Origin of the sequence: Paracoccus maritimus, from assembly GCF_025195095.1 — a bacterium.
GTDB lineage: Bacteria > Pseudomonadota > Alphaproteobacteria > Rhodobacterales > Rhodobacteraceae > Paracoccus > Paracoccus maritimus.
Genome location: NZ_JANAVZ010000001.1, coordinates 516,828 through 537,127 on the forward strand (window position 1 = coordinate 516,828; position 20,300 = coordinate 537,127).

Here is a 20,300-nt window from a genome sequence, read left to right on the forward strand (position 1 = left end):
ATCGCACCGCTCAGCGCAGGATCGGCGGACCGAAGGCGACTTCGGGGCGGATATCCTCGACCCCCATGCGCAGCCCCCGACCGATCCGATGGGCTAATGCCGACCATGCCGCAGCGGGCTCCGGTTTCAGCGTCCGGCGCAAGGTGTCGTCGAACAGCGCCAGCCAGTGCGAAAAATGTTCGGGCATCACGTCGCCAGCCTGCAGATGTGCCCGCATCGGGTTGCCGTCATAGACCGGCTGATACAGGATCGCGCGTTTCCAGAACCGGGCGATCTTGGCCTCGTGTCCGGTCCAGTCGGTGACATGGGCCGCGAAGACCGGGCCAAGCACCTCGTGCCGCCGTACCGCGCCGTAGAACACGGCAACGACGCAGTCGATCTGTTCAGAGCTGATCTCGAATCTGGCAATCATGATCGGCGCAGGATCCTGTGCCGGGCGGCGGTTTGCAAGGCGGCGGGATGTCGCGCGTCTGGCTTGGCCGTATCGCGCGCGATTGCTATGGCTTGCCATCCGGTCGCAGCCCACCCGGTCAAAACAGGAGCATCAGATGAGCCACTATACCGACGCGCTGACCCAGCTTGGCAGGAAAGCCGAACTGCCCGACAACCCCGATGCCGCGATCCTTGAGCGGGTGGCGAATCCGCAGCCCGGCCAGACTTATGCGGTGCGGTTCACGCAGCCCGAATTCACCAGCCTGTGCCCGATCACGGGTCAGCCCGATTTCGCGCATCTGGTGATCGACTATGTGCCGGATGCGTGGCTGGTCGAATCGAAATCGCTGAAGCTGTATCTGGGCAGCTTCCGCAATCACGGCGCGTTTCACGAGGATTGCACCGTCGGCATCGGCAGGCGACTGGTGGACCTTCTTGCGCCCACATGGCTGCGGATGGGCGGCTATTGGTATCCGCGCGGCGGCATGCCCATCGACGTGTTCTGGCAGACCGGGACGCCACCCACGGGGCTGTGGCTGCCCGATCAGGCCGTGCCGGGATATCGCGGACGCGGCTAGGCGCGGCGTGTCGGCAATGTTCTGGGGGATAATCCGATCTTATCCCTGCCTTGCGCTTGCAGCGGATTGCCCGGCTTTCTATAGAGAGCAGCATGGAATTTCCGGGGTTCGGACATCGAATTAGCGGCCCGGCGGCGTAAGAGGTCTTGCGCCGCCGGGTTAGTCTTGTCCGAACGATTGACGAAGGAACACCCCGATGAGCGCCGATACCCGCGCCGACGCCCCAGACTACCGCGATACCGTCTTCCTGCCGCAGACCGATTTCCCGATGCGGGCCGGACTGCCCGCGCGCGAGCCCGAATGGCTGGCGCGGTGGGCGCGAATCGGCATCTACGACACCCTGCGCAAAGGGGCGGGGGAACGTGCGCCCTTCATCCTGCATGACGGCCCCCCCTATGCGAACGGCAACCTGCATATCGGCCACGCGCTGAACAAGGTGCTGAAGGATTTCATCGTCCGCAGCCAGCAGATGATGGGGCGCGACGCGCGCTATGTGCCGGGCTGGGACTGTCATGGCCTGCCGATCGAATGGAAGATCGAGGAGCAGTACCGCCAGAAGGGCCTGGACAAGGACAAGGTCGATCTTGTCGAGTTCCGGCAGGAATGCCGCCGCTTTGCCGATCACTGGATCGACGTGCAGCGCGACGAGTTCAAGCGTCTTGGCGTCAACGGCAAGTGGGACGATCCCTACCTGACGATGAACTATCACGCCGAGGCGGTGATCGCGGCCGAGTTCATGAAGCTGCTGATGAACGGCAGCCTGTATCAGGGCAGCAAGCCGGTGATGTGGTCGCCGGTCGAAAAGACCGCCCTGGCCGAGGCCGAGGTCGAATATCACGACCACACCAGCCACACGATCTGGGTGCGGTTCCGTGTCTTGGCTCAAGGTGAAGGCGGAACGGCTGATATTTCGCAACCAACCATCGAACAGGTTCCGGAAGGCTTGGGCGATCTGGTCCATGCTTCAGTTGTCATCTGGACCACGACTCCGTGGACGATTCCGCAGAACCGGGCGGTCGCCTACAATCCAGACATTTCCTACGGCCTCTATCAAGTTGACTCTCTCGTTGAGACATCGACTGCAACTTCCGGCGAATTGCTCGTGCTGGCAGATGCACTTGCAGACAGCGTCCAAGCTGCTGCTAAGATCGAGGGCTGGACCCGCCTGCGTGATGTAGCAGTATCGGAGTTGGATGGTCTCACTTTATCCCATCCGCTGAGCGCTGCAGAGGGCGCGGACGGTGAATGGAACTATCCGGTTCCCATGCTGCCTGGCGACCATGTCACCGACGAGGCGGGGACGGGATTTGTCCACACCGCGCCCAGCCACGGCGATGACGACTATCAGCTTGGGCTGAAGCACGGTCTGAAGATGACCTATAACGTCGAACCCGACGGCACGTATCGCACCGATCTGCCGATCTTCGGCGGCGAAGCGATCATCCAGCCTGACGGCAAGGATGGTCCCGCGAATGTCAGCGTCATCAAGAACCTTGCCTGGGCGGGCGCCTTGCTGGCCAAGGGCAAGATCAAGCACAGCTATCCCCACAGCTGGAGGTCCAAGGCACCGCTGATCTATCGCAACACCGCGCAGTGGTTCGCGGCTATCGACAGGCCGCTGGAAGACGGCATGGGCGAATATGGCAGCACCATCCGGGCGCGCGCCCTGACCTCGATCGACAAGCTGGTCAAGTGGACGCCGCAAAGCGGGCGCAACCGCATCCATTCCATGGTCGAGAACCGACCCGACTGGGTGCTGTCGCGCCAGCGCGCCTGGGGCGTGCCGCTGACCTGCTTCGTGAAGAAGGGCGCCAAGCCCGATGCCGAGGATTTCCTGCTGCGCGATCCGCGCGTGAACGACCGCATCATCGCCGCGTTCGAGCGTGACGGCACCGACGCATGGTATCGCGACGGGTTCAAGGAGCAGATCCTGGACGGCGTCGTCGACCCCGACGACTATGATCAGGTCATGGACGTGCTGGACGTGTGGTTCGACAGCGGATCGACCCACGCCTTCGTCATCCGCGACCGCGAGGACGGCAGTCCGGATGGCATCTCCGATCTGTGTCTGGAAGGCACCGACCAGCATCGCGGCTGGTTCCAGTCTTCGCTGTTGCAGGCCAGTGCAACCAAGGGGCGTGCCCCCTACAAGGCCGTGCTGACGCATGGTTTCACGCTGGACGAGAAGGGCATGAAAATGTCCAAATCGCTTGGCAACACGATCCTGCCTGCCGAGGTCGTCGAACAATACGGCGCCGACATCCTGCGTCTGTGGGTCGCGCAGGTCGATTACACCGCCGACAGCCGCATCGGCAAAGAGATCCTGAAAGGCACGGCCGACAGCTATCGCCGGTTGCGCAACACGCTGCGCTTCCTTCTGGGCGCGCTGGCCGGGTTCGACGACGCCGAGAAGATCGACCCTGCCGAGATGCCCGAGCTGGAGCAGTTCATCCTGCACCGGCTGGCGCAGCTGGATCACACCGTGCGCAAGGGCTACGACGCCTATGACTTCCAGGGTGTGTTCCAGACCCTGTTCCAGTTCTGCACCGTCGATCTGTCGGCCTTCTATTTCGATATCCGCAAGGATGCGCTGTATTGCGATGCGCCGGACAGTACCCGCCGCCGCGCGGTGCGGACGGTCATGGACATCCTGTATCACCGTCTGGTGACGTGGCTGGCGCCGATCCTGCCCTTCACCATGGAAGATGTCTGGTTGTCGCGGTTCCCGTCGGAATCCGACAGCGTCCATCTGCGGGACTTTGCCGTGACGCCTGCCGATTGGCTGAACGAGCCGCTGGCCGCGAAATGGGATCATGTGCGCCGCGCGCGCCGCGTGGTGACGGCGGCGCTGGAGGTCAAGCGCGCCGACAAGACCATCGGCGCCAGCCTGGAGGCTGCGCCCATCGTGCATGTCGAGGATCCCGAGATGCTGGCGGCGCTGAAATCGGTGAACTTCACCGACATGTGCATCGTTTCGGATCTTGCGCTGACCTCCGATCCCGCCCCGAACGAGGCGTTCCGCATGTCCGAGGCGCCGGGCCTGGGCGTCGTGTTCGAACTGGCAGAAGGTCAGAAATGCCAGCGCTGCTGGAAGATCCTGCCCGATGTCGGCAGCCACAGCCATCCGGGCGTCTGTGCCCGCTGCGACGAGGTGCTAAGCCATGGTTGAAGAACTGCGTTACCAGCCTGCCGGCGACCGCTATGACCGGATGACCTATCGGCGCTGCGGTCGGTCGGGGTTGAAGCTGCCGGCCATCAGCCTTGGGTTGTGGCATAATTTCGGCCATGACACCCCACATCAGACCAAGCGTGACATCTGCCGCACGGCGTTCGACCTGGGCATCACCCATTTCGACCTTGCCAATAATTACGGCCCGCCCCCCGGCAGCGCCGAAGAGGCGTTCGGAGAGATCCTGAGGACCGATTTCGCGGGCTATCGCGATCAGCTGATCATCAGCAGCAAGGCCGGTTACGACATGTGGGTGGGCCCTTACGGTGAATGGGGCAGCCGCAAATACCTGATCGCGTCCTGCGACCAGTCGCTGAAGCGGATGGGTCTGGACTATGTGGATATCTTCTATTCGCACCGCTTCGATCCCGAGACGCCGTTGGAAGAGACGATGGGGGCGCTGGATCACATCGTGCGGTCGGGGCGCGCGCTGTATGCAGGGATCAGCAGTTATAACAGCCAGCGCACGGCCGAGGCTGCGGCGATCCTGAAGGATCTGGGCACGCCCTGCCTGATTCACCAGCCCAGCTACAACATGCTGAATCGCTGGGTCGAGAATGACGGGCTGCTGGACAGGCTGGACGATCTGGGCATGGGCAGCATCGTGTTCACGCCGCTGGCGCAGGGGATGCTGACGAACAAGTATCTTAACGGCATTCCGCAGGACAGCCGCGCCGCGCAGGGCAAGTCGCTGGCGACCGACTGGCTGACCAATGACATGATTGCGCGTCTGAACGGCCTGAACGAACTTGCCGCACAGCGTGGCCAGACCCTTGCGCAGATGGCGGTGGCATGGACCTTGCGTGGCGGCCGTGTGACCAGCGCGCTGATCGGCGCCTCGCGGCCATCGCAGGTCGAGGATTGCGTCGGGGCCTTGTCCAACACCGATTTCAGCGACGCAGAGCTGGCGCGGATCGACGAATTGTCGGCCTCGGGCGACGTGAATATCTGGGCACGTTCGTCGGAGGGCGCGGGCGAGGGCGAGGGCTGAGGTCTAGACCAGCCACCAGCCCTTGTGCTTCAGCCGGTTGCGAATCGGCTGTTCCTTCGTCGGCAGGTTCGTCTGGTCGAACATGGGCCGTATCTTGTCGCGACCCTTGCCTTGGTAGATAAGCTTCTTCGCCGGCTCCCATGCACGCAGGTATTTCTTGATCCGGTTGGGGGCAACAGCACTTTCCAGCGCGTCCAATACCGCGTCCTCCTCGCGTGCATAAAGCAGCGGCAGGTTGCGGTAATGGCAGGTGATGTCACCGTCCAGCCCGGCCAGTTCCGGTCCGGGGCGTCCGCCGCCGAAGGAATGGATCACTAGCGGCAGCGTGACCTGGTCCAGCCATGGATCAAGGCTTTGGCAGGCCAGTTCGTCGCCCGGCTGATCGCGAATCGCGATCGCCCAGTTCAGGAACCGCCTGCCGAATTCGGCAGGGTCCGGTCCGAAGAACCAGCCCGCGTTGAAGTAGAGATAGCGTTCCCAGTGTTCGTCCGGCTGGGTCGTGTCGAGAGAGCTTTCGAAATCCAGCCCGAAACGGTCATAGAGCGATTTCCAGATGCCGCCGAAGCCCGGTCCGTAAAGCGGCGGGATCGGCCAGGTGCCTTCGCGCCGCATGGATGCCGAGGGGCGGGCGGCGTCGAAGGCAATTCGGTCAAGCGGCCCCCTGATCAGCGTGTCGGTATCCAGAAACAGGAACGGTTCGCGCGGTGGCAACGCCAGCAGTGCCTCGATCTTGTTGCCATAGGGATAGGCTGCACCGAAATGCTGCGCGGTGAAAGGCAGCAGCGTCGCCCCCATATCCTGCAGCGCCTGGCGCGTTTCGGCAGTGATCGCGGTGTCGTGGCCGGACCATGCGCCCTCGGGTTGCGGTTCGGCGACGAAGACCCCCCCGGTCCAGTCCGGGGCCGCGTGACGCAGACTGGCCATGAAGATCAGCGCCTGATATTCCAGCCTTCCCGCCTGTGCAACGATCAGAAGATTGGGCTGCGACGTGATCGGAGCGCCTTTCCTGGGGCCTGAATCGCCGCTGATGATGGTCTTGCTGCTCATGCTGCCCGTTCCCGTGAAATTGCCGCGACCTTAGACAGGATGGAACGCGGGTGAAAGTCCGCCTTGCAGCCCGGGCCTGCCGCGGCAATGCGGTTGTGGGCAAAACCCCGGCTTCGACGGCGTTAGTTCTGGACCAAACGAATGGTTTCTGGTCAGAGGGGGCGAGCCAGAAGAAGCAGGCAATAGAATGAGCATCCATCTTTATCAGAACGACCTTCCCGACGACGTCAACCTTGGTTCAGTGGTGGCGATCGATACCGAAACCATGGGCCTTGACCCGCGTCGCGACCGGTTGTGCCTGGTGCAGATGTCCTCGGGCGACGGCGACGCGCATCTGGTCCAGATTGATCGCGGCCAGACCGAAGCCCCGAACCTGTGCCGGATTCTGACCGACGCAAAGGTGCTGAAGCTGTTCCATTTCGGCCGTTTCGACATCGCGGCGCTGGAAAACGCCTTCGGCGTCGTGACCTCACCAGTCTGGTGTACGAAGATCGCCTCGAAGTTGGTGCGGACCTTCACCGACCGTCATGGCCTGAAATATCTTCTGAACGAGCTGGTGGGCGTCGATGTCAGCAAGCAGCAGCAGACCAGCGACTGGGGCGCGCCTGACCTGACCGACGCACAGCTGGAATACGCGGCATCCGATGTGCTGCATCTGCACAAGCTGAAAGATGCGTTGGAAGAACGTCTGAAGCGCGAAAACCGGCTGGGGCTGGCGCAGGCCTGTTTCGATTTCCTGCCCGCGCGGGCGCATCTGGACCTGTTGGGTTGGGGCGATGAAAACGATATCTTTCATCACTAGATGAAGGTGGCACCGTGGCGCGATGCCGCGGGGGTTTGCAGGCAGGTATTTGGGCAAAGAAGAAGAGGCATTCGGCTTGAACGACTACATCGAAACCGCGCGGCGCGTGATCCGGACCGAGATCCGGGGGCTGGATCTGCTGGCCTCGGGGCTTGGCCCGGAATTTCTGGCGGCTGTCGAGACGATCCTTGGTTCGACAGGACGCGTGATCGTATCCGGTATGGGCAAGTCGGGCCATGTCGGAAGAAAGATCGCCGCGACGCTGGCCTCGACTGGGACGCCGGCTCAGTTCGTTCATCCGGCCGAGGCCAGTCATGGCGATCTGGGCATGGTGACACGTGCGGACGTGGCGCTGGTTCTGTCGAACAGTGGCGAGACGCCTGAACTGGCGGACCTGATCGCGCATACGCGGCGGTTCCAGATCCCCTTGATCGGCGTGGCGTCGCGACCGAATTCGACATTGCTGAGGCAGTCGGACGTTGCGCTTGTCCTGCCCGCGGCCGAAGAGGCTTGTGGAAACGGGATCGTTCCAACCACATCGACGACCATGACGCTGGCCCTTGGCGACGCGCTGGCGATCGCGCTGATGGAACATCGCGAGTTCACGCCCGAACATTTTCGCACCTTCCATCCCGGTGGCAAGCTGGGTGCGCTGTTGTCGAAGGTCGGTGACCTGATGCATGCCGACATGCCGCTGGTCGATGAGAATGCCCCCATGACCGACGCGCTTCTGGTGATCAGCCAGAAAGGATATGGGGTGACCGGCGTGACGGATGGTTCGGGGCATCTGATCGGCATCATCACGGATGGCGATCTTCGGCGTCACATGCAGGGCCTGCTGGATCACAGCGCCGCAGAGGTGATGACCCCACAGCCGCGCGTGATCACACCCGACGCCTTGGCAGAAGCCGCGCTGGCCGAGATGCAGGATCGCAAGATCACCTGTCTTTTCGCCGTCGAGAATGGCACGCCGCGCGGCATCCTGCATATCCATGACTGCCTGCGGGCGGGACTGGTCTAGTGCGATGAATCGGACCCGCATCGTTCGCTGGCTGCGCGTGCTTCTGCCGCTGGCTGCGCTTGCGATCCTGTCGACGATGTTCCTGTTTTCGCGTCAGCCGGGCACCGAGCCGCGGATTCCCTATGCCGAGGTGGATGCCGAGAACATGGCGCGCGGTCCCCGTGTGATCGCGCCTGAATATGCCGGCGTGACCAGTGACGGGGCCCGGATCTCGCTGAAGGCCGGGCAGGCGACGCCGGGAAATGACGGATCTGACGGAAATGCCAGTGATCTGCGGCTGGACTGGCGTCGTCCCGACGGTCTCAACGCCGATCTGACCGCCCCTGATGCGGTGCTGACCGACGGTCTGATCGGATTGCGGGGTGGCGTTCGGATGACGCTTTCATCGGGCTGGACGCTGGAAACGCCAATGATGGACGCGGCGACGGACCGATCGCGCCTGGCTGCCGGTGACGGCGTTGATGCCAGCGCCCCCTTCGGGCGTATCACCGCCGAGAAGATGGAGTTGTTGCCAGAGGGCGGTGCTGCAGCAGACGCGGATGAGGCCGCAATCTTGAATTTCTCCGGCGATGTCCGTCTGATATACCAACCCTGAACCCCAGCACTTGATGAACCGCCGAAGGAGCCGACCACCCATGCTTCGCCCCCTGAGCATCGCCTTGCTGCTGGCCGCTGCGCCGGCGACGGCCCAGAATATCGCCTTCGGTGGTGTAAAGGCCGATACTTCGGCCCAGGTCGAGGTGGCCGCGGACAGCCTGTCTGTCAATCAATCCGACGGCAGCGCGGTGTTTACTGGCAATGTCGTGATCGGACAGGGCGACATGCGGCTGTCGGCGGAAACCGTCACGGTCGAATACGCCGAGGGGGGGCAGAACCGCATCCGGTCCTTGCACGCGACCGGCAGTGTCACGTTGGTATCGGGCGCGGATGCGGCCGAGGCGCGCGAGGCGGTTTATGACGTGGAATCAGGCAATGTCACCCTGACAGGCGATGTCGTCATGACACAGGGACGCAACGCGCTGACGGGTGACAAGATGGTGGTCAATCTTGTTTCCGGCACCGCGCAGGTCGATGGCCGGGTCCGTTCCGTCCTGCAACCTGAAGGAAACTGATGACCGGGGATTCACAGCAGGGCGATGGTGGCCTGATCGTTCGGGGCCTGCGAAAATCATATCGCAATCGCCCGGTCATCCACGACGTTTCCTTGTCGCTGTCGCGCGGCGAGGTCGTCGCGTTGCTGGGCCCGAACGGGTCGGGCAAGACCACCTGTTTCTACTGCATCGCGGGGCTTGTGCCCCCGGATGCGGGGCAGGTGCTGATCGACGGCCGCGATGCGACGCGCCTGCCGATGTTTCGTCGCGCGCGCATGGGCATCGGATATCTGCCCCAGGAGATGTCGATCTTTCGCGGGCTGACGGTCGAGCAGAACATCATGGCAGTGCTGGAGGGGACGTTGCGCGATCCCCGGCATCGCCGCGACCGGCTTGAGGAGTTGCTGGGCGATTTTTCGATCACGCACCTGCGCGGCGCCCCGGCGCTGGCCTTGTCCGGCGGCGAGCGGCGGCGTGTCGAGATCGCGCGATGCCTTGCGTCGGATCCGAAATTCCTGCTGCTGGACGAACCCTTTGCCGGGGTCGATCCGATTGCGGTTGGTGAAATCCGGGAACTGGTCCACGATCTGAAATCGCGCGGAATCGGCGTCCTGATCACCGACCACAATGTGCGCGAGACGCTGGGGATCGTGGATCGCGCCTATATCCTGCATGACGGACATGTGCTGATGTCGGGAACCACCGAACAGATCGTGTCCGATCCGAAGGTGCGCGAAGTCTATCTGGGCGAAGGCTTTCGCATGGTCTGATCGTGTGCTGCGCCGGATGCGGAAACTGCTCACGCAATCGTGCCCCCCGTTGACAGAACCGATTTGCTGTCACCAAATTGACTTACGCGGGTGCGGTGACGCGCCGTGCCCCGCCATCCCCGTTTTCCGCCGTAGGCCGGCTTCTTGAACGGGTCGGCGCATACGGCAGGGACGGGCAACCGGAGAGGAAAGACGATGCGCTACACCATCAGCGGAAAACACATTGATGTCGGTGATGCCCTCAGTACCCATGTGGAGACCGAGCTGGGCGAGACGGTGACAAAGTATTCGCAGCGTCCGACCGACGCGACGGTGACATTTTCCAAGGATGCGCATCAGTTCCTGTGCGATTCGGTGGTGCATCTTTCGACCGGCCTGACGGTGCAGGCCAAGGGCGTCGCGACCGAGATCTATGCGGCTTTCGAAGCCTGCCGCGAGAAGATGGACAAGCAGCTGCGGCGCTACAAGCGTCGCCTGAAGGACCATCACAAGGATCGCTCGGAACCGGTTGTGTTCGGTCAGGCCGGGATATATGTGCTGGCCGCCGACGAGGAGGAATGGGAAACGCAAGACAGCGGACTGCAGCCCATCATCATCGCCGAGATGGAATCCCGTGTGCCGACATTGTCGGTCGGTGACGCGGTCATGCAGATGGAACTGGCGGGGGCGCCGCTTCTGGTGTTCCGCAACGAGAAACATGGTGGCGTGAATGTCGTCCACCGCCGCGAAGACGGCAATGTGGGCTGGATCGATCCGCGCGGAAATGGCTGACGCCAACCGCCACGCCAGCAGAAACTGAGCCGCCCCCGGGTTCAAGCCCGGGGGCGCACAGCTTGGGGAAGACGCGCAAACATGCAACTCAGCGAGATCCTGAAGCCCGGCGCCGTGCGCTCGGTAGGGCAGATCACGTCGAAGAAGCGGTTGTTTCAGGAACTGGCCGATCTGGCGGCAGCCGAATACCGGCTGAACGCGTCGGAAGTTCTTGATGCCCTGCAAGAGCGCGAAAGCCTTGGCCCGACCGGGGTAGGGCAGGGCGTGGCCCTGCCGCACGCAAGGCTGCACGGGCTGGAAAAGGTGGTTGGGCTGTTCCTGAGACTGGAAAAGCCCATGGATTTCGACGCTGTGGACCGCCAGCCGGTCGATCTGGTCTTCGCCCTTCTGGCACCCGAAAGCAGCGGTGTCGATCACCTCAAGGCCTTGGCTCTAGTATCCCGGACGCTGCGCGACGGTGACCTGCGCAGCAAGTTGCGGGCCAACGACAACCCCTCGGCTTTGCATGCCGTTCTGGCTGCCGCGCAGGGAATCAAGGCCGCCTGAGGTCTTTGAATCGGACCGATTCGGACCTATATTCGGGACTCAAGGACCAGAGGAGGGCCGAAGATGACCAAGCATATCAGCGATCAGCCACGCGCTCATGCCGGAACACGCCTGCGCGAATACACGCGGCAGGAACGCGAGGCCGGCATCCATCCGGCGGTCGCCGCGCTGCGCGCTCGCCCCCAGACTCGCGGGCAGGAAAATCGCAAGACCGCCGAATATCTGCGGATCGAACGTGACCGGCTTGCCTGAACATGGTTCTGCCGGATCAGCAAAAGGGCCGCATTTGCTGCGGCCCTTTCCATTTCTGCGAAGATATGCCGGTGTCAGCTGCGGACCAGCCGTTCGTAATCCTCGGCGATGTCGCGGGTGGTCTGGCCGACCTGAAAATGCCAGTCACCGATCTGCCCGACCGGGGTCACCTCGGCTGCGGTGCCGGTCAGGAAGCATTCCTGAAAACCTTCCAACTCGTCAGGGGTGATGCGGCGCTCGTGGACGGTCAGCCCCTTGTCCTTCAGCATCTGCACGACGGTCTGGCGGGTGATCCCGTTCAGGAAACGGTCGGCCAGCGGGGTGTGGATCTCTCCGTCCTTGACGAAGAAGATATTCGCCCCGGTGGCTTCCGCGACATATCCTTCCCAATCCATGAACAGCGCGTCGGAACAGCCTTTCGCCTCGGCGGCATGTTTCGACATGGTACAGATCATGTAAAGGCCGGCGGCCTTGGCTGCGGTCGGGATGGTTTCGGGGCTGGGACGTTTCCATTTGGCCACGTCCAGCTTGGCGCCCTGCATCTTTGCATCGCCGTAGTAGCTGCCCCATTCCCAAGCGCAGACCGCCATGCGAACCGGGTTGCGGCTTGCCGAAACGCCCATGTCCTGCCCTGACCCGCGCCATGCGACGACCCGCACATAAGCGTTCTCGAAGCCGTTGGCCTTCAGAACGGCCTCTTTCGCCGCGTCGATCTCGTCGGGGCTGTAGGGAATCGGCATGTCCAGCAGGCGACCGGATTCAATCAGCCGCAGCGAATGTTCGTGGCTCTTGAAAATCTTGCCGTTGTAGCAGCGCTCGCCCTCGAATACCGAACTGGCATAGTGCAGCGCATGGGTCAGGATATGCACCTTCGCGTCGCGCCATTCGATCAGTTCGCCATCCATCCAGATCTTGCCGTCGCGATCGTCGTAAGCCGCCGTCATTTTTGTCTCCATTCGGATCGGGATTTTTCATATCTTGCGCGGGTCCGCCCGAGTCCGGCCCTTTTATTGCGCGAAGCACTTGACGGCTAGCAATCGAATCTTGGAAAGTCAACAACGCTGCCCTATCAAGCGCGAAGCATCGAAAGGATATTCCGAATGCAGAAGAAGGCGCGCATCCAACAGATGGTTGGCGAGGATCTGCTGTTCCTCACCGACGACCAGCTGCGCCGCGGAATCGAGGCGATGTTCTTCGCGTATCGGGCCTTCACCGCCGATCCCGACCTGATCCTGGCGGACATGGATTATGGTCGCGCCCATCATCGCGCGCTGCATTTCATCAACCGCGATCCGGGCCTGACGGTGACGTCGCTTCTTGCGGTTCTGGGCGTGACCAAGCAATCGCTGAACAGGGTGTTGCGGACGCTGATCGAGGATCAACTGGTCGAAAGCAGGGTCGGGCATCGCGATCGGCGCGAACGCCGGCTGTTCCTGACGGACAAGGGAACAGCCCTTGAACGTCGCCTGTCCGAGGCACAGCGCGCGCGCATGCGCACCGCCTATCGCAACGCGGGGCCACAAGCCGTCGCCGGCTTTCGCCAGGTGCTGGAAGCGATGATGGACCCCGAGACGCGCGCGCAGTATCAGGCAATGAAGGAATTGCCCGACGAGAATTGAGGCCCGCCATGAGCAGCCAGGAAAGTCATGTCCTGATCGTCGATGACGATGAACGCATCCGTGCCCTGCTGGGGAGGTTCCTACGCAAGAACGGCTTCATGGTCACCATGGCGCGCGATGCGGCACAGGCGCGCAGGCTTCTGGCGGGGCTGGAGTTCGACCTGATCGTTCTGGACGTGATGATGCCGGGCGAGGATGGCATTTCGTTGACGCGAGCGCTGCGCGAGCGGCTGGACACCCCCATCCTGTTGCTGACCGCAAGGGGCGAAATCGAGGATCGGATCGCCGGTCTTGAAAGCGGCGCGGACGATTACCTGTCGAAGCCGTTCGAGCCGCGCGAATTGCTGTTGCGGATCGGCGCGATCCTGCGGCGGGTGCCTGTCGCGGAAATGGCCCAGCCAAAGTTCCTGACGATGGGCAACCTGCGCTATGACACCGACAAGGGCGAGTTGTGGCAGGGCGATGCGCTGCTGCGCCTGACGGGGACGGAACAGGCCCTTCTGCGTCGGCTTGCGGCAAGTCACGGCCAACCGGTCAGCCGCACCGAGTTGATCGACGACCTGGGTCGGGGCAGCGGAAATGCCGATGAATCGGAAAATTCCGAACGCGCGATCGACGTGCAGATCACGCGGCTGCGCCGCAAGATCGAAACAGATCCCAAGGAACCGCGTTTTCTGCAGACCATACGCGGCACCGGCTACATGCTGGTAGTTGACTGATCTTGCCCCGCCTGCCCGCGCGGCCTAGCCTGCGCGCCGATGGACGCAAATCCGACATATCAGGGAATCGATCTGGACGCCCACACCGCACTGGCCCTGCTGGAATGGCAGGTCGAGATGGGCGTGGACGAACCGGTTCTGGATAGCCCGGTTGACCGGTTCGAACTGGCTGCGCGGCCAAAGCCTACCGCGCCGATGCCGCCCCTGCCGATGCAGGCAACCGCTCGGTCGGCGCCGCCTTTGGCCGATGCCGCCGACGACGTAGCCGCCCGCATCGCCCAGGCCGAGGCGCTTGCGGCGGCAGCAGACAGTCTGGACGCGTTGGCAGCGGCTCAAGAGGCGTTCGACGGGATCGAGCTGAAGAAGGGCGCCCGCAATTTCTGTTTCTCGGACGGAAACCCGAAGGCGCGCGTCCTGATCCTGGGAGAGGCGCCGGGCGACGAAGAGGACCGTCAGGGTCGTCCCTTCGTGGGGCGCGCAGGGCAGTTGCTGGACCGCATGTTCGACGCGATCGGACTGTCGCGCAGTGCGGTCGATGCCGAAAAGGCGCTGTATATCGTGAACGTGCTGACATGGCGCCCGCCGGGCAATCGCGATCCGTCTGCCGATGAAATCTCTGTGAGCATGCCGTTCCTGAAGCGGCATATCGATCTGGCGGGCCCGGATCTTGTCGTTCTGATGGGGAATATTCCGTGTCAGGCGGCGCTGGGGCGGCGCGGCATCCTGCGGCTTCGCGGCCAGTGGACGCAGGCGTTCGGGCGCCCGGCACTGCCGATGACCCATCCTGCCTATCTGCTGCGCAACCCGGTCGCAAAGCGCGAGGCATGGGGCGACCTTCTGTCGCTGGCCGACCGGCTGGACGGGCTTTCCGTTTAGGTTCCGTTTCCGCATCATGGGCTACAGCCTGTCAGGCACCTAACGGAACCGTCGCATGCGTTTTCTTTTCCGCAGTCTGTCCGGGCTGTTCATCACATTTCTGACCTTCGGCCTGCTGTTCGTGGCGGGCTTTCAGCTGTTTCAGGCGATGTCGTCGCGCGGATCCGGGGGAATGGCGCGCGAGGGACAGGAACAGGTTTACACCGCCCGGCTGCTGACCGTCGCGCCGGGCGCGGTTCAGCCCGTCATGCAGGTCTTTGGCACCGTCGAATCGCGGCGGCGGCTCCAATTGCGATCCGGCGCGGCGGGGCAGATCGTCTATCTCGATCCCGCCATGCAGGAGGGCGGGCAGGTCCGCCAGGGTCAGTTGCTGGTCCGTGTCGATCCGTCGGCTGCGCAAGCCGCGCTGGACAACCAGCTTGCCGCAAGGGACGACGCGCAGGCCAGCTTGGCCGATGCCGAACGCAACGTGCAGGTGGCGACCGATGATCTGGCTGCGGCCGAGCGACAGACCGAACTGCGCCGCGCGGCGCTGACCCGTCAGGAATCGCTGGCCGACCGGGGTCTTGGCACCAGTGCTGATCGTGAAACCGCCGAACTGGCGGTCTCGACCGCCGAGCAGGCGGTGATCGCAGGACGCTCGGCCCTCGCCGCGGCGGAATCCGCCGTCACCGCGGCCCAGAATGCACTGCGCCGCGCGGAAATCGACCTGTCCGAGGCGCGACGCGAATTGGCAGATACCGAAATCAGGGCCGGTTTCGCGGGCCGCGTGACCTCGGTCACGGCGGTTGAAGGGGGGCTGGTCAGCCTGAACGAACAACTGGCCGAAATCATCGATCCGGCGTCACTGGAGGTCCAGGTGCCGTTGTCGCTGGATCAATATGCGCGGCTTCTGACGGAAAATGGCCGGTTGCAGGATCTGCCCGCGATGGTGGTGCTGGATGGGTCTGCCGGTCGGCTGACGTCCCGGGCGCGGCTGGACCGCGCCGCGGCCTCGGTCGCCGAGGGGTCGGCGGGCCGGATCGTCTATGCCCGGATCCTGTCCGATTCGGACGTCCTGCGGCCGGGCGACTTCGTCAGCGTCGAGATATCCGAACCGCAGATCGCGAACGCCGCCCTGCTCCCCGCCGCTGCCGTCGGCAATGACGGATCAGTTCTGGTCGCCGATGCCGAGGGTCGGCTGACAGCCATGCCGGTCAGCGTGCTGCGTCGTCAGGGCGACGATGTGATCGTCGAAGTGCCAGCCGCTTTGGCGGGCGCACGGATCGTTGCCGAACGCGCACCGCAACTTGGCACAGGGATCCGTGTGCGCGATGCCGCCGCGCCCGTCCCGGCACAGGATCAGCGCGCCCTGAACACTCAGGGGAAGGGCAATGGCTGAGGGGCGCGGGCTGCTGTCTGTCTTTGCGCGTCACCGCACGCTGGCCAATCTGGTCATGGCGGTGATGGTGGTGGGCGGGCTGTATGCCGCGCCACAACTGCGCGCGCAGTTCTTTCCCGATACTGTCGTGCAGGAAATCGACGTGCGGGTGCAATGGGACGGCGCCGGTCCCGAAGATGTGGACAATTCCATCATCGCGGTTCTTGAACCGGCCCTGATCGGGGTCGAGGGCGTCGCACTGACTACCTCGCGCGCCGTGCAGGGCAGCGGACGCATCGAGGTCGAGTTCGAACCCGGTTGGGACATGTCGCGTGCCAAGTCCGATGTCGAGACCGCGATCAGCGGGGCGGGGGATCTGCCGGAGGCCGCCGAAGATCCCGAGATCGAGCGCAGCACGTGGCGCGACCGGGTCGCCGACGTGGTCATCTCGGGGCCGGTCGGACTGGATCAATTGACGCGGATTGCGGATGATTTCGTCAACCGGCTTTATGCCGAGGGAATCACCAGGCTCAGTCTCACCGGCATTGCCGCCCCCGAGGTTCTGGTCGAGGTGCGGATGGCCGATCTGGTGCGCCATGACATCACGCTGGAACAAATCGCGACGGTCGTCGGCGCGGCGGCCTCGGTCAGCCCTGCGGGAGACGTGGCCTCGGGCGCATCACGGGTCCGAACGGGGGTCGAGACGCGCGATCCAGCCTCCGTGTCCGGCCTGCTGCTGACGGCGTTGCCGGACGGCACGCAGTTGACGGTCGGCGATGTCGCGGATGTGCGCCTGTCGGGCATGGATCGCAACACCGCCTACTATGTCGATGGGCAGCCTGCTGTGATGGTTCAGGTGCAGCGCAGCGCATCGGGTGATGCGATCGGCATGCAGCGCAGCGTCGAGGAAGTCGTCGGGCAGATGCAGCCGACCCTGCCCCAAGGGGTGGGTGTCGAACTGGTCCGCGCGCGCGCGGAACTGATCGCGGCGCGGTTGGAACTGCTGCTGGACAATGCCGTGGTCGGGCTTGGGCTTGTGTTGGCGCTGTTGTTCCTGTTCCTGAACGCCCGCACGGCGCTGTGGGTGGCTGCGGGCATTCCGGCCTCGCTGCTGGCGGCGGTGGGGCTGATGTATGCGGCGGGCATGACGCTGAACATGATCTCGTTGTTCGCGCTGATCCTGACACTGGGGATCATCGTCGATGATGCGATCGTTGTGGGTGAACACGCGGATTATCGCGCCCGGAAGCTGGGTGAACCGGCCGTCGTCGCGGCCGAGCGTGCCGCGGGGCGCATGGCGGCGCCGGTGGTGTCGTCGTCGCTGACCACGATCATCGCCTTCACTGCGCTGATGGCCATCGGCGGGCGTTTCGGCGACATGATCGCGGATATCCCGATGACGGTGATCCTCGTGCTGATCGCGTCGCTGGTCGAGTGTTTTCTGGTCCTTCCCAACCACATGTCCCACGCCCTGACGCGCGCGGCGCGGCGGAACTGGTATGACCGGCCTTCGCGGGTGGTGAACCGCGGGCTGGACTGGCTGGTCGGCCATGTTCTGCGCCCGCTGATGGTGTGGGTGCTGCGGCTGCGTTATCCGGTTCTGGCCGGAACGGTGGTGCTGTTTTCCTGGTCGGTTTCCGCGCTGATGATGGGGCAGGTGCCGTGGCGGTTCTTCGATGCGCCCGAACAGGGCAGCGTGGCGGGGAATTTCGCGATGCTGCCGGGGGCCACGCGCGACGATACGATCCGTGTCATGCATATGGTCCAGGCCGCCGTCGACGATGTGGCGGCCGAGTACGAGGCGGAATACGGCGTCAACCCGGTGACGCATGCGATGACCATGGTCGGCAGCAATTCCGGCCGCCCGCTTCCCGGATCGGATACCAAGGACGCCGATCTTCTGGGCGCGGTGCAGCTGGAGCTGATCGATCCCGATTTCCGGCCCTATTCCAGCTTCGATTTCGTTGCAGCCCTGCAACGTGCGATGCCAAGCGATCCAAGGCTTGAGGCGATCAGCTTTCGCGGGTTCATGTCGGGGCCGGGCGGCGACGCGATCTCGGTGCGGATGACCGGTGCCGAGGCGCAGCGGCTGAAGGACGCGGCCGAGGCGCTGAAGCTGCGTCTGTCCGCGTTCCCCGAGGTGTCGGCGCTGGAAGACAGCATGTCCTATGACAAGGACGAACTGGGGCTGCAACTGACCCCGCAGGGCAAGGCGTTGGGTTTCACCACCGAGATGCTGGCGCGAGAACTGCGCCAGAGATTGGCGGGGATCGAGGCGGCGACATATCCGGTCGGCACCCGAACCGGGGCGATCCGCGTGGAACTGCCCGAGGATGAGCGCCGCGGAGATTTTCTGGACCGGATGATGATGCGCACATCGTCCGGGCAATGGGTGCCGCTTGGCGACATCGTGACCGTTGGGACCGAGGCCGGTTTCTCGATCATCCGCCGAGAGAATGGCGAACGGATGATTTCGGTCACCGGCGATATCTCTGGCGACGATCCCTCGCGCGCGGCCCAGATCACCTCGCTTCTGCAGTCCGAGATCCTTCCCGCGGTCGCTGCGGAATACGGCATCAACTATCAGACCACCGGACTTGCGGAACAGGAACGCGACTTTCTGGGCGACGCGGCGCTGGGTTTCGGGCTGGCGCTGACCGGCATCTACATGGTCCTGGCCTGGATCTTCGCCAGTTGGAGCAGACCCTTCGTCGTGATGTCGGTCATTCCCTTCGGCCTCGTCGGCGCGGTCTGGGGGCACCATCTTTGGGCTCTGCCGATGTCGATGTTTTCGATCGTCGGGCTGCTGGGCATGTCGGGGATCATCATCAACGATTCTATCGTCCTGATCTCGACCATCGACGAATACGCCCGCGACCGAGGCCTGCGGCCTGCGATCGTCGATGCCGTCTGCAACCGGTTCCGACCTGTCCTGCTGACGACCGCGACGACGGTTCTTGGTCTGGCGCCGCTGCTGTATGAACGGTCGTCCCAGGCGCTGTTTCTGAAGCCGACCGTGGTGACGCTGGCCTATGGCTTGGGCTTCGGAATGTTCGTCGTGCTTCTGGTCGTGCCTGCAGTGCTGGGGATCGGCGCGGATATCGGACGATCGCGGCAGGGCTTTGGGCGGGGATTGCGCGCGCCCGCGCTGCGTGGGCCGGTGCGCCTTGGCACAGGCCTTGCGGGAATGTCGTTCCTGGGGATCCTGCTGCCCGCGACGCTTTTGCCGGCGCTTGGCGTCGGGCTGCCGCAATGGGTTCCCGTGGCCCCCACAATCTGGGCGGCACTTGGCTGGTATGTCTGCGCGTTGCTGGCGGTGGTGATGGTGACGGGCGCGGTCAGTCTTGCAGGTCGCAGCCCTGCATCTCGACCGCGCCGTCAGCGCGGACCAGCGTGATCCGCACCTTTTCGGGGTGCAGGTCGAAAGGCGCGCCGGACGGCGCCACGAAATCCGCCGTCGCGCGAACGCTGCCACCGTCCTGCGTCAGGACAGGTTGTGATACCCAGACCTCGGGCCGGTCGACCAGCTCCATCGCCGCCGCCTGGGTCCGGTCTTCATCGGGCAACACCGCGCTGAGGCGCATTCCGTCGTCGATGCTGGTCAGGCGGCAGGGCGGCCTCGTGTCCAGCAACTGCGGCGCCTGGGTCAGGGCGACCTGAATGACGGGGTCGGGGCTGTCCGCCGCCGGGGCGGACTGCAAGACAACATGGGCGGGCACGCAGATATTCTCGCACAGACCGAAATCGACGGCGGCCTGCAAGGCGATCGGCTGCGCAGGATCGGCGGGGTGGGCCGTGAACGGCAGCACGAGTCGATCATGATAGCCAAGGCTCAGATCGCCGCCCGAACTGATCGCCTGCGGTGCGGGCCAGTGCAGCGTGATCCCGGCAAGATTGGTTGAACCTTGCCAGTCAAAGCTGGGCGGCAGGCCGCTGTCGCCGGGGCTGCGCCAGTAGGTCTTCCAACCCGGCTCAAGCCGCAATTCCAGCGCCGCGACCCGGTTGCCGTCCTGGTCGGTCCAGCCTGGCAGCAGGCTGGCCGACGACAGCCCCGGCGGCAGATCCTGCGCCATTGGTGGCAATGCGCCGATTGTCAGGAATACGAATGCAAGGGCCGGCAGATGTTTCATGCCTTGCTGGATAGCCGCAGCCGGGGGCGCGCCCAAGTCACAAACGCGCGGGGGCCTTGCAACAAT

20 protein-coding genes are annotated in these 20,300 nt (G+C 63.9%); 16 read left to right on the forward strand and 4 right to left on the reverse strand.

The features are described 5' to 3' along the window. Positions 1–10: 10 nt before the first annotated feature. Entirely contained in the window at positions 11–412 is a 402-nt protein-coding gene (locus MU516_RS02450) for a group III truncated hemoglobin (protein ID WP_260275596.1), read from the reverse strand. Between the two features lie 136 nt (positions 413–548). Between MU516_RS02450 and queF the strand changes: the two genes are divergently transcribed. The 3 genes from queF (at position 549) to mgrA (ending at position 5,230) form a co-directional block, all read left to right on the forward strand. After that, positions 549–1,010 carry a preQ(1) synthase gene (gene queF / locus MU516_RS02455; RefSeq protein ID WP_260275597.1) on the forward strand — a complete coding sequence of 154 codons (462 nt, stop codon included), beginning with the start codon at positions 549–551 and terminating at the stop codon, positions 1,008–1,010. Positions 1,011–1,206: 196 nt separating this feature from the next. Continuing rightward, positions 1,207–4,179, forward strand: a complete 2,973-nt coding sequence (gene ileS / locus MU516_RS02460) for an isoleucine--tRNA ligase (protein ID WP_260275598.1) — start codon at positions 1,207–1,209, stop codon at positions 4,177–4,179. A 4-nt stretch (positions 4,180–4,183) separates the two neighbouring features. Further along, the gene (gene mgrA / locus MU516_RS02465; RefSeq protein ID WP_311319094.1) at positions 4,184–5,230 is read left to right on the forward strand and encodes an L-glyceraldehyde 3-phosphate reductase; all 1,047 of its coding nucleotides are present in this window, start codon (positions 4,184–4,186) and stop codon (positions 5,228–5,230) included. Between the two features lie 3 nt (positions 5,231–5,233). Here mgrA and MU516_RS02470 read toward each other — a convergent pair whose 3' ends face one another. Next, positions 5,234–6,277, reverse strand: coding sequence for a hypothetical protein (locus MU516_RS02470; RefSeq protein WP_260275600.1), 1,044 nt, complete (start codon positions 6,275–6,277; stop codon positions 5,234–5,236). Positions 6,278–6,464: 187 nt separating this feature from the next. On the opposite strand from MU516_RS02470, the gene MU516_RS02475 reads away from it, so the two are divergent. The 8 genes from MU516_RS02475 to MU516_RS02510 all read left to right on the forward strand — a co-directional run bounded on the left by MU516_RS02475 (position 6,465) and on the right by MU516_RS02510 (position 11,530). Continuing rightward, positions 6,465–7,079: a ribonuclease D gene (locus MU516_RS02475; RefSeq protein ID WP_260275601.1), complete on the forward strand. Its 615-nt coding sequence runs from the start codon at positions 6,465–6,467 to the stop codon at positions 7,077–7,079. Between the two features lie 76 nt (positions 7,080–7,155). Continuing rightward, entirely contained in the window at positions 7,156–8,100 is a 945-nt protein-coding gene (locus MU516_RS02480; RefSeq protein WP_425606794.1) for a KpsF/GutQ family sugar-phosphate isomerase, read from the forward strand. A 4-nt stretch (positions 8,101–8,104) separates the two neighbouring features. Beyond that, positions 8,105–8,695: a hypothetical protein gene (locus tag MU516_RS02485; protein ID WP_260275603.1), complete on the forward strand. Its 591-nt coding sequence runs from the start codon at positions 8,105–8,107 to the stop codon at positions 8,693–8,695. A gap of 40 nt (positions 8,696–8,735) precedes the next feature. Continuing rightward, positions 8,736–9,212, forward strand: coding sequence for a lipopolysaccharide transport periplasmic protein LptA (gene lptA, locus MU516_RS02490; RefSeq protein WP_260275604.1), 477 nt, complete (start codon positions 8,736–8,738; stop codon positions 9,210–9,212). Next, complete coding sequence (gene lptB, locus MU516_RS02495; protein ID WP_260275605.1) at positions 9,212–9,961, forward strand: LPS export ABC transporter ATP-binding protein; 750 nt, start codon at positions 9,212–9,214, stop codon at positions 9,959–9,961. Before lptA ends, lptB begins: the two co-directional genes overlap by 1 nt. Before the next feature lie 195 nt (positions 9,962–10,156). Further along, positions 10,157–10,732 (forward strand): ribosome hibernation-promoting factor, HPF/YfiA family, encoded by a 576-nt coding sequence (gene hpf / locus MU516_RS02500; protein ID WP_209054507.1) that lies wholly within the window; start codon positions 10,157–10,159, stop codon positions 10,730–10,732. 81 nt (positions 10,733–10,813) lie between these two features. Continuing rightward, positions 10,814–11,278, forward strand: a complete 465-nt coding sequence (locus tag MU516_RS02505) for a PTS sugar transporter subunit IIA (RefSeq protein ID WP_209054506.1) — start codon at positions 10,814–10,816, stop codon at positions 11,276–11,278. Between the two features lie 63 nt (positions 11,279–11,341). Next, on the forward strand, positions 11,342–11,530 hold the full coding sequence (locus tag MU516_RS02510) for a hypothetical protein (protein WP_260275606.1): 189 nt from the start codon (positions 11,342–11,344) through the stop codon (positions 11,528–11,530). Between the two features lie 74 nt (positions 11,531–11,604). Here MU516_RS02510 and MU516_RS02515 read toward each other — a convergent pair whose 3' ends face one another. After that, positions 11,605–12,474 (reverse strand): branched-chain amino acid aminotransferase, encoded by an 870-nt coding sequence (locus MU516_RS02515; protein ID WP_260275607.1) that lies wholly within the window; start codon positions 12,472–12,474, stop codon positions 11,605–11,607. Positions 12,475–12,630: 156 nt separating this feature from the next. On the opposite strand from MU516_RS02515, the gene MU516_RS02520 reads away from it, so the two are divergent. The 5 genes from MU516_RS02520 to MU516_RS02540 are packed head-to-tail and all read left to right on the forward strand — an operon-like array spanning position 12,631 to position 19,501. Continuing rightward, positions 12,631–13,149 (forward strand): MarR family winged helix-turn-helix transcriptional regulator, encoded by a 519-nt coding sequence (locus MU516_RS02520; RefSeq protein ID WP_247740082.1) that lies wholly within the window; start codon positions 12,631–12,633, stop codon positions 13,147–13,149. A gap of 8 nt (positions 13,150–13,157) precedes the next feature. Further along, complete coding sequence (locus MU516_RS02525) at positions 13,158–13,868, forward strand: response regulator (RefSeq protein ID WP_260275608.1); 711 nt, start codon at positions 13,158–13,160, stop codon at positions 13,866–13,868. Between the two features lie 39 nt (positions 13,869–13,907). Continuing rightward, complete coding sequence (locus MU516_RS02530) at positions 13,908–14,744, forward strand: uracil-DNA glycosylase (protein ID WP_260275609.1); 837 nt, start codon at positions 13,908–13,910, stop codon at positions 14,742–14,744. 55 nt (positions 14,745–14,799) lie between these two features. After that, the gene (locus MU516_RS02535; protein ID WP_260275610.1) at positions 14,800–16,125 is read left to right on the forward strand and encodes an efflux RND transporter periplasmic adaptor subunit; all 1,326 of its coding nucleotides are present in this window, start codon (positions 14,800–14,802) and stop codon (positions 16,123–16,125) included. After that, complete coding sequence (locus MU516_RS02540) at positions 16,118–19,501, forward strand: efflux RND transporter permease subunit (protein ID WP_260275611.1); 3,384 nt, start codon at positions 16,118–16,120, stop codon at positions 19,499–19,501. The genes MU516_RS02535 and MU516_RS02540 overlap by 8 nt, the downstream gene beginning before the upstream one ends. On the opposite strand, the gene MU516_RS02545 is transcribed toward MU516_RS02540, so the two are convergent. Further along, positions 19,443–20,234 (reverse strand): protein-disulfide reductase DsbD domain-containing protein, encoded by a 792-nt coding sequence (locus MU516_RS02545; protein ID WP_260275612.1) that lies wholly within the window; start codon positions 20,232–20,234, stop codon positions 19,443–19,445. The two genes, MU516_RS02540 and MU516_RS02545, sit on opposite strands and share 59 nt — an antisense overlap. Positions 20,235–20,300: the final 66 nt, after the last annotated feature.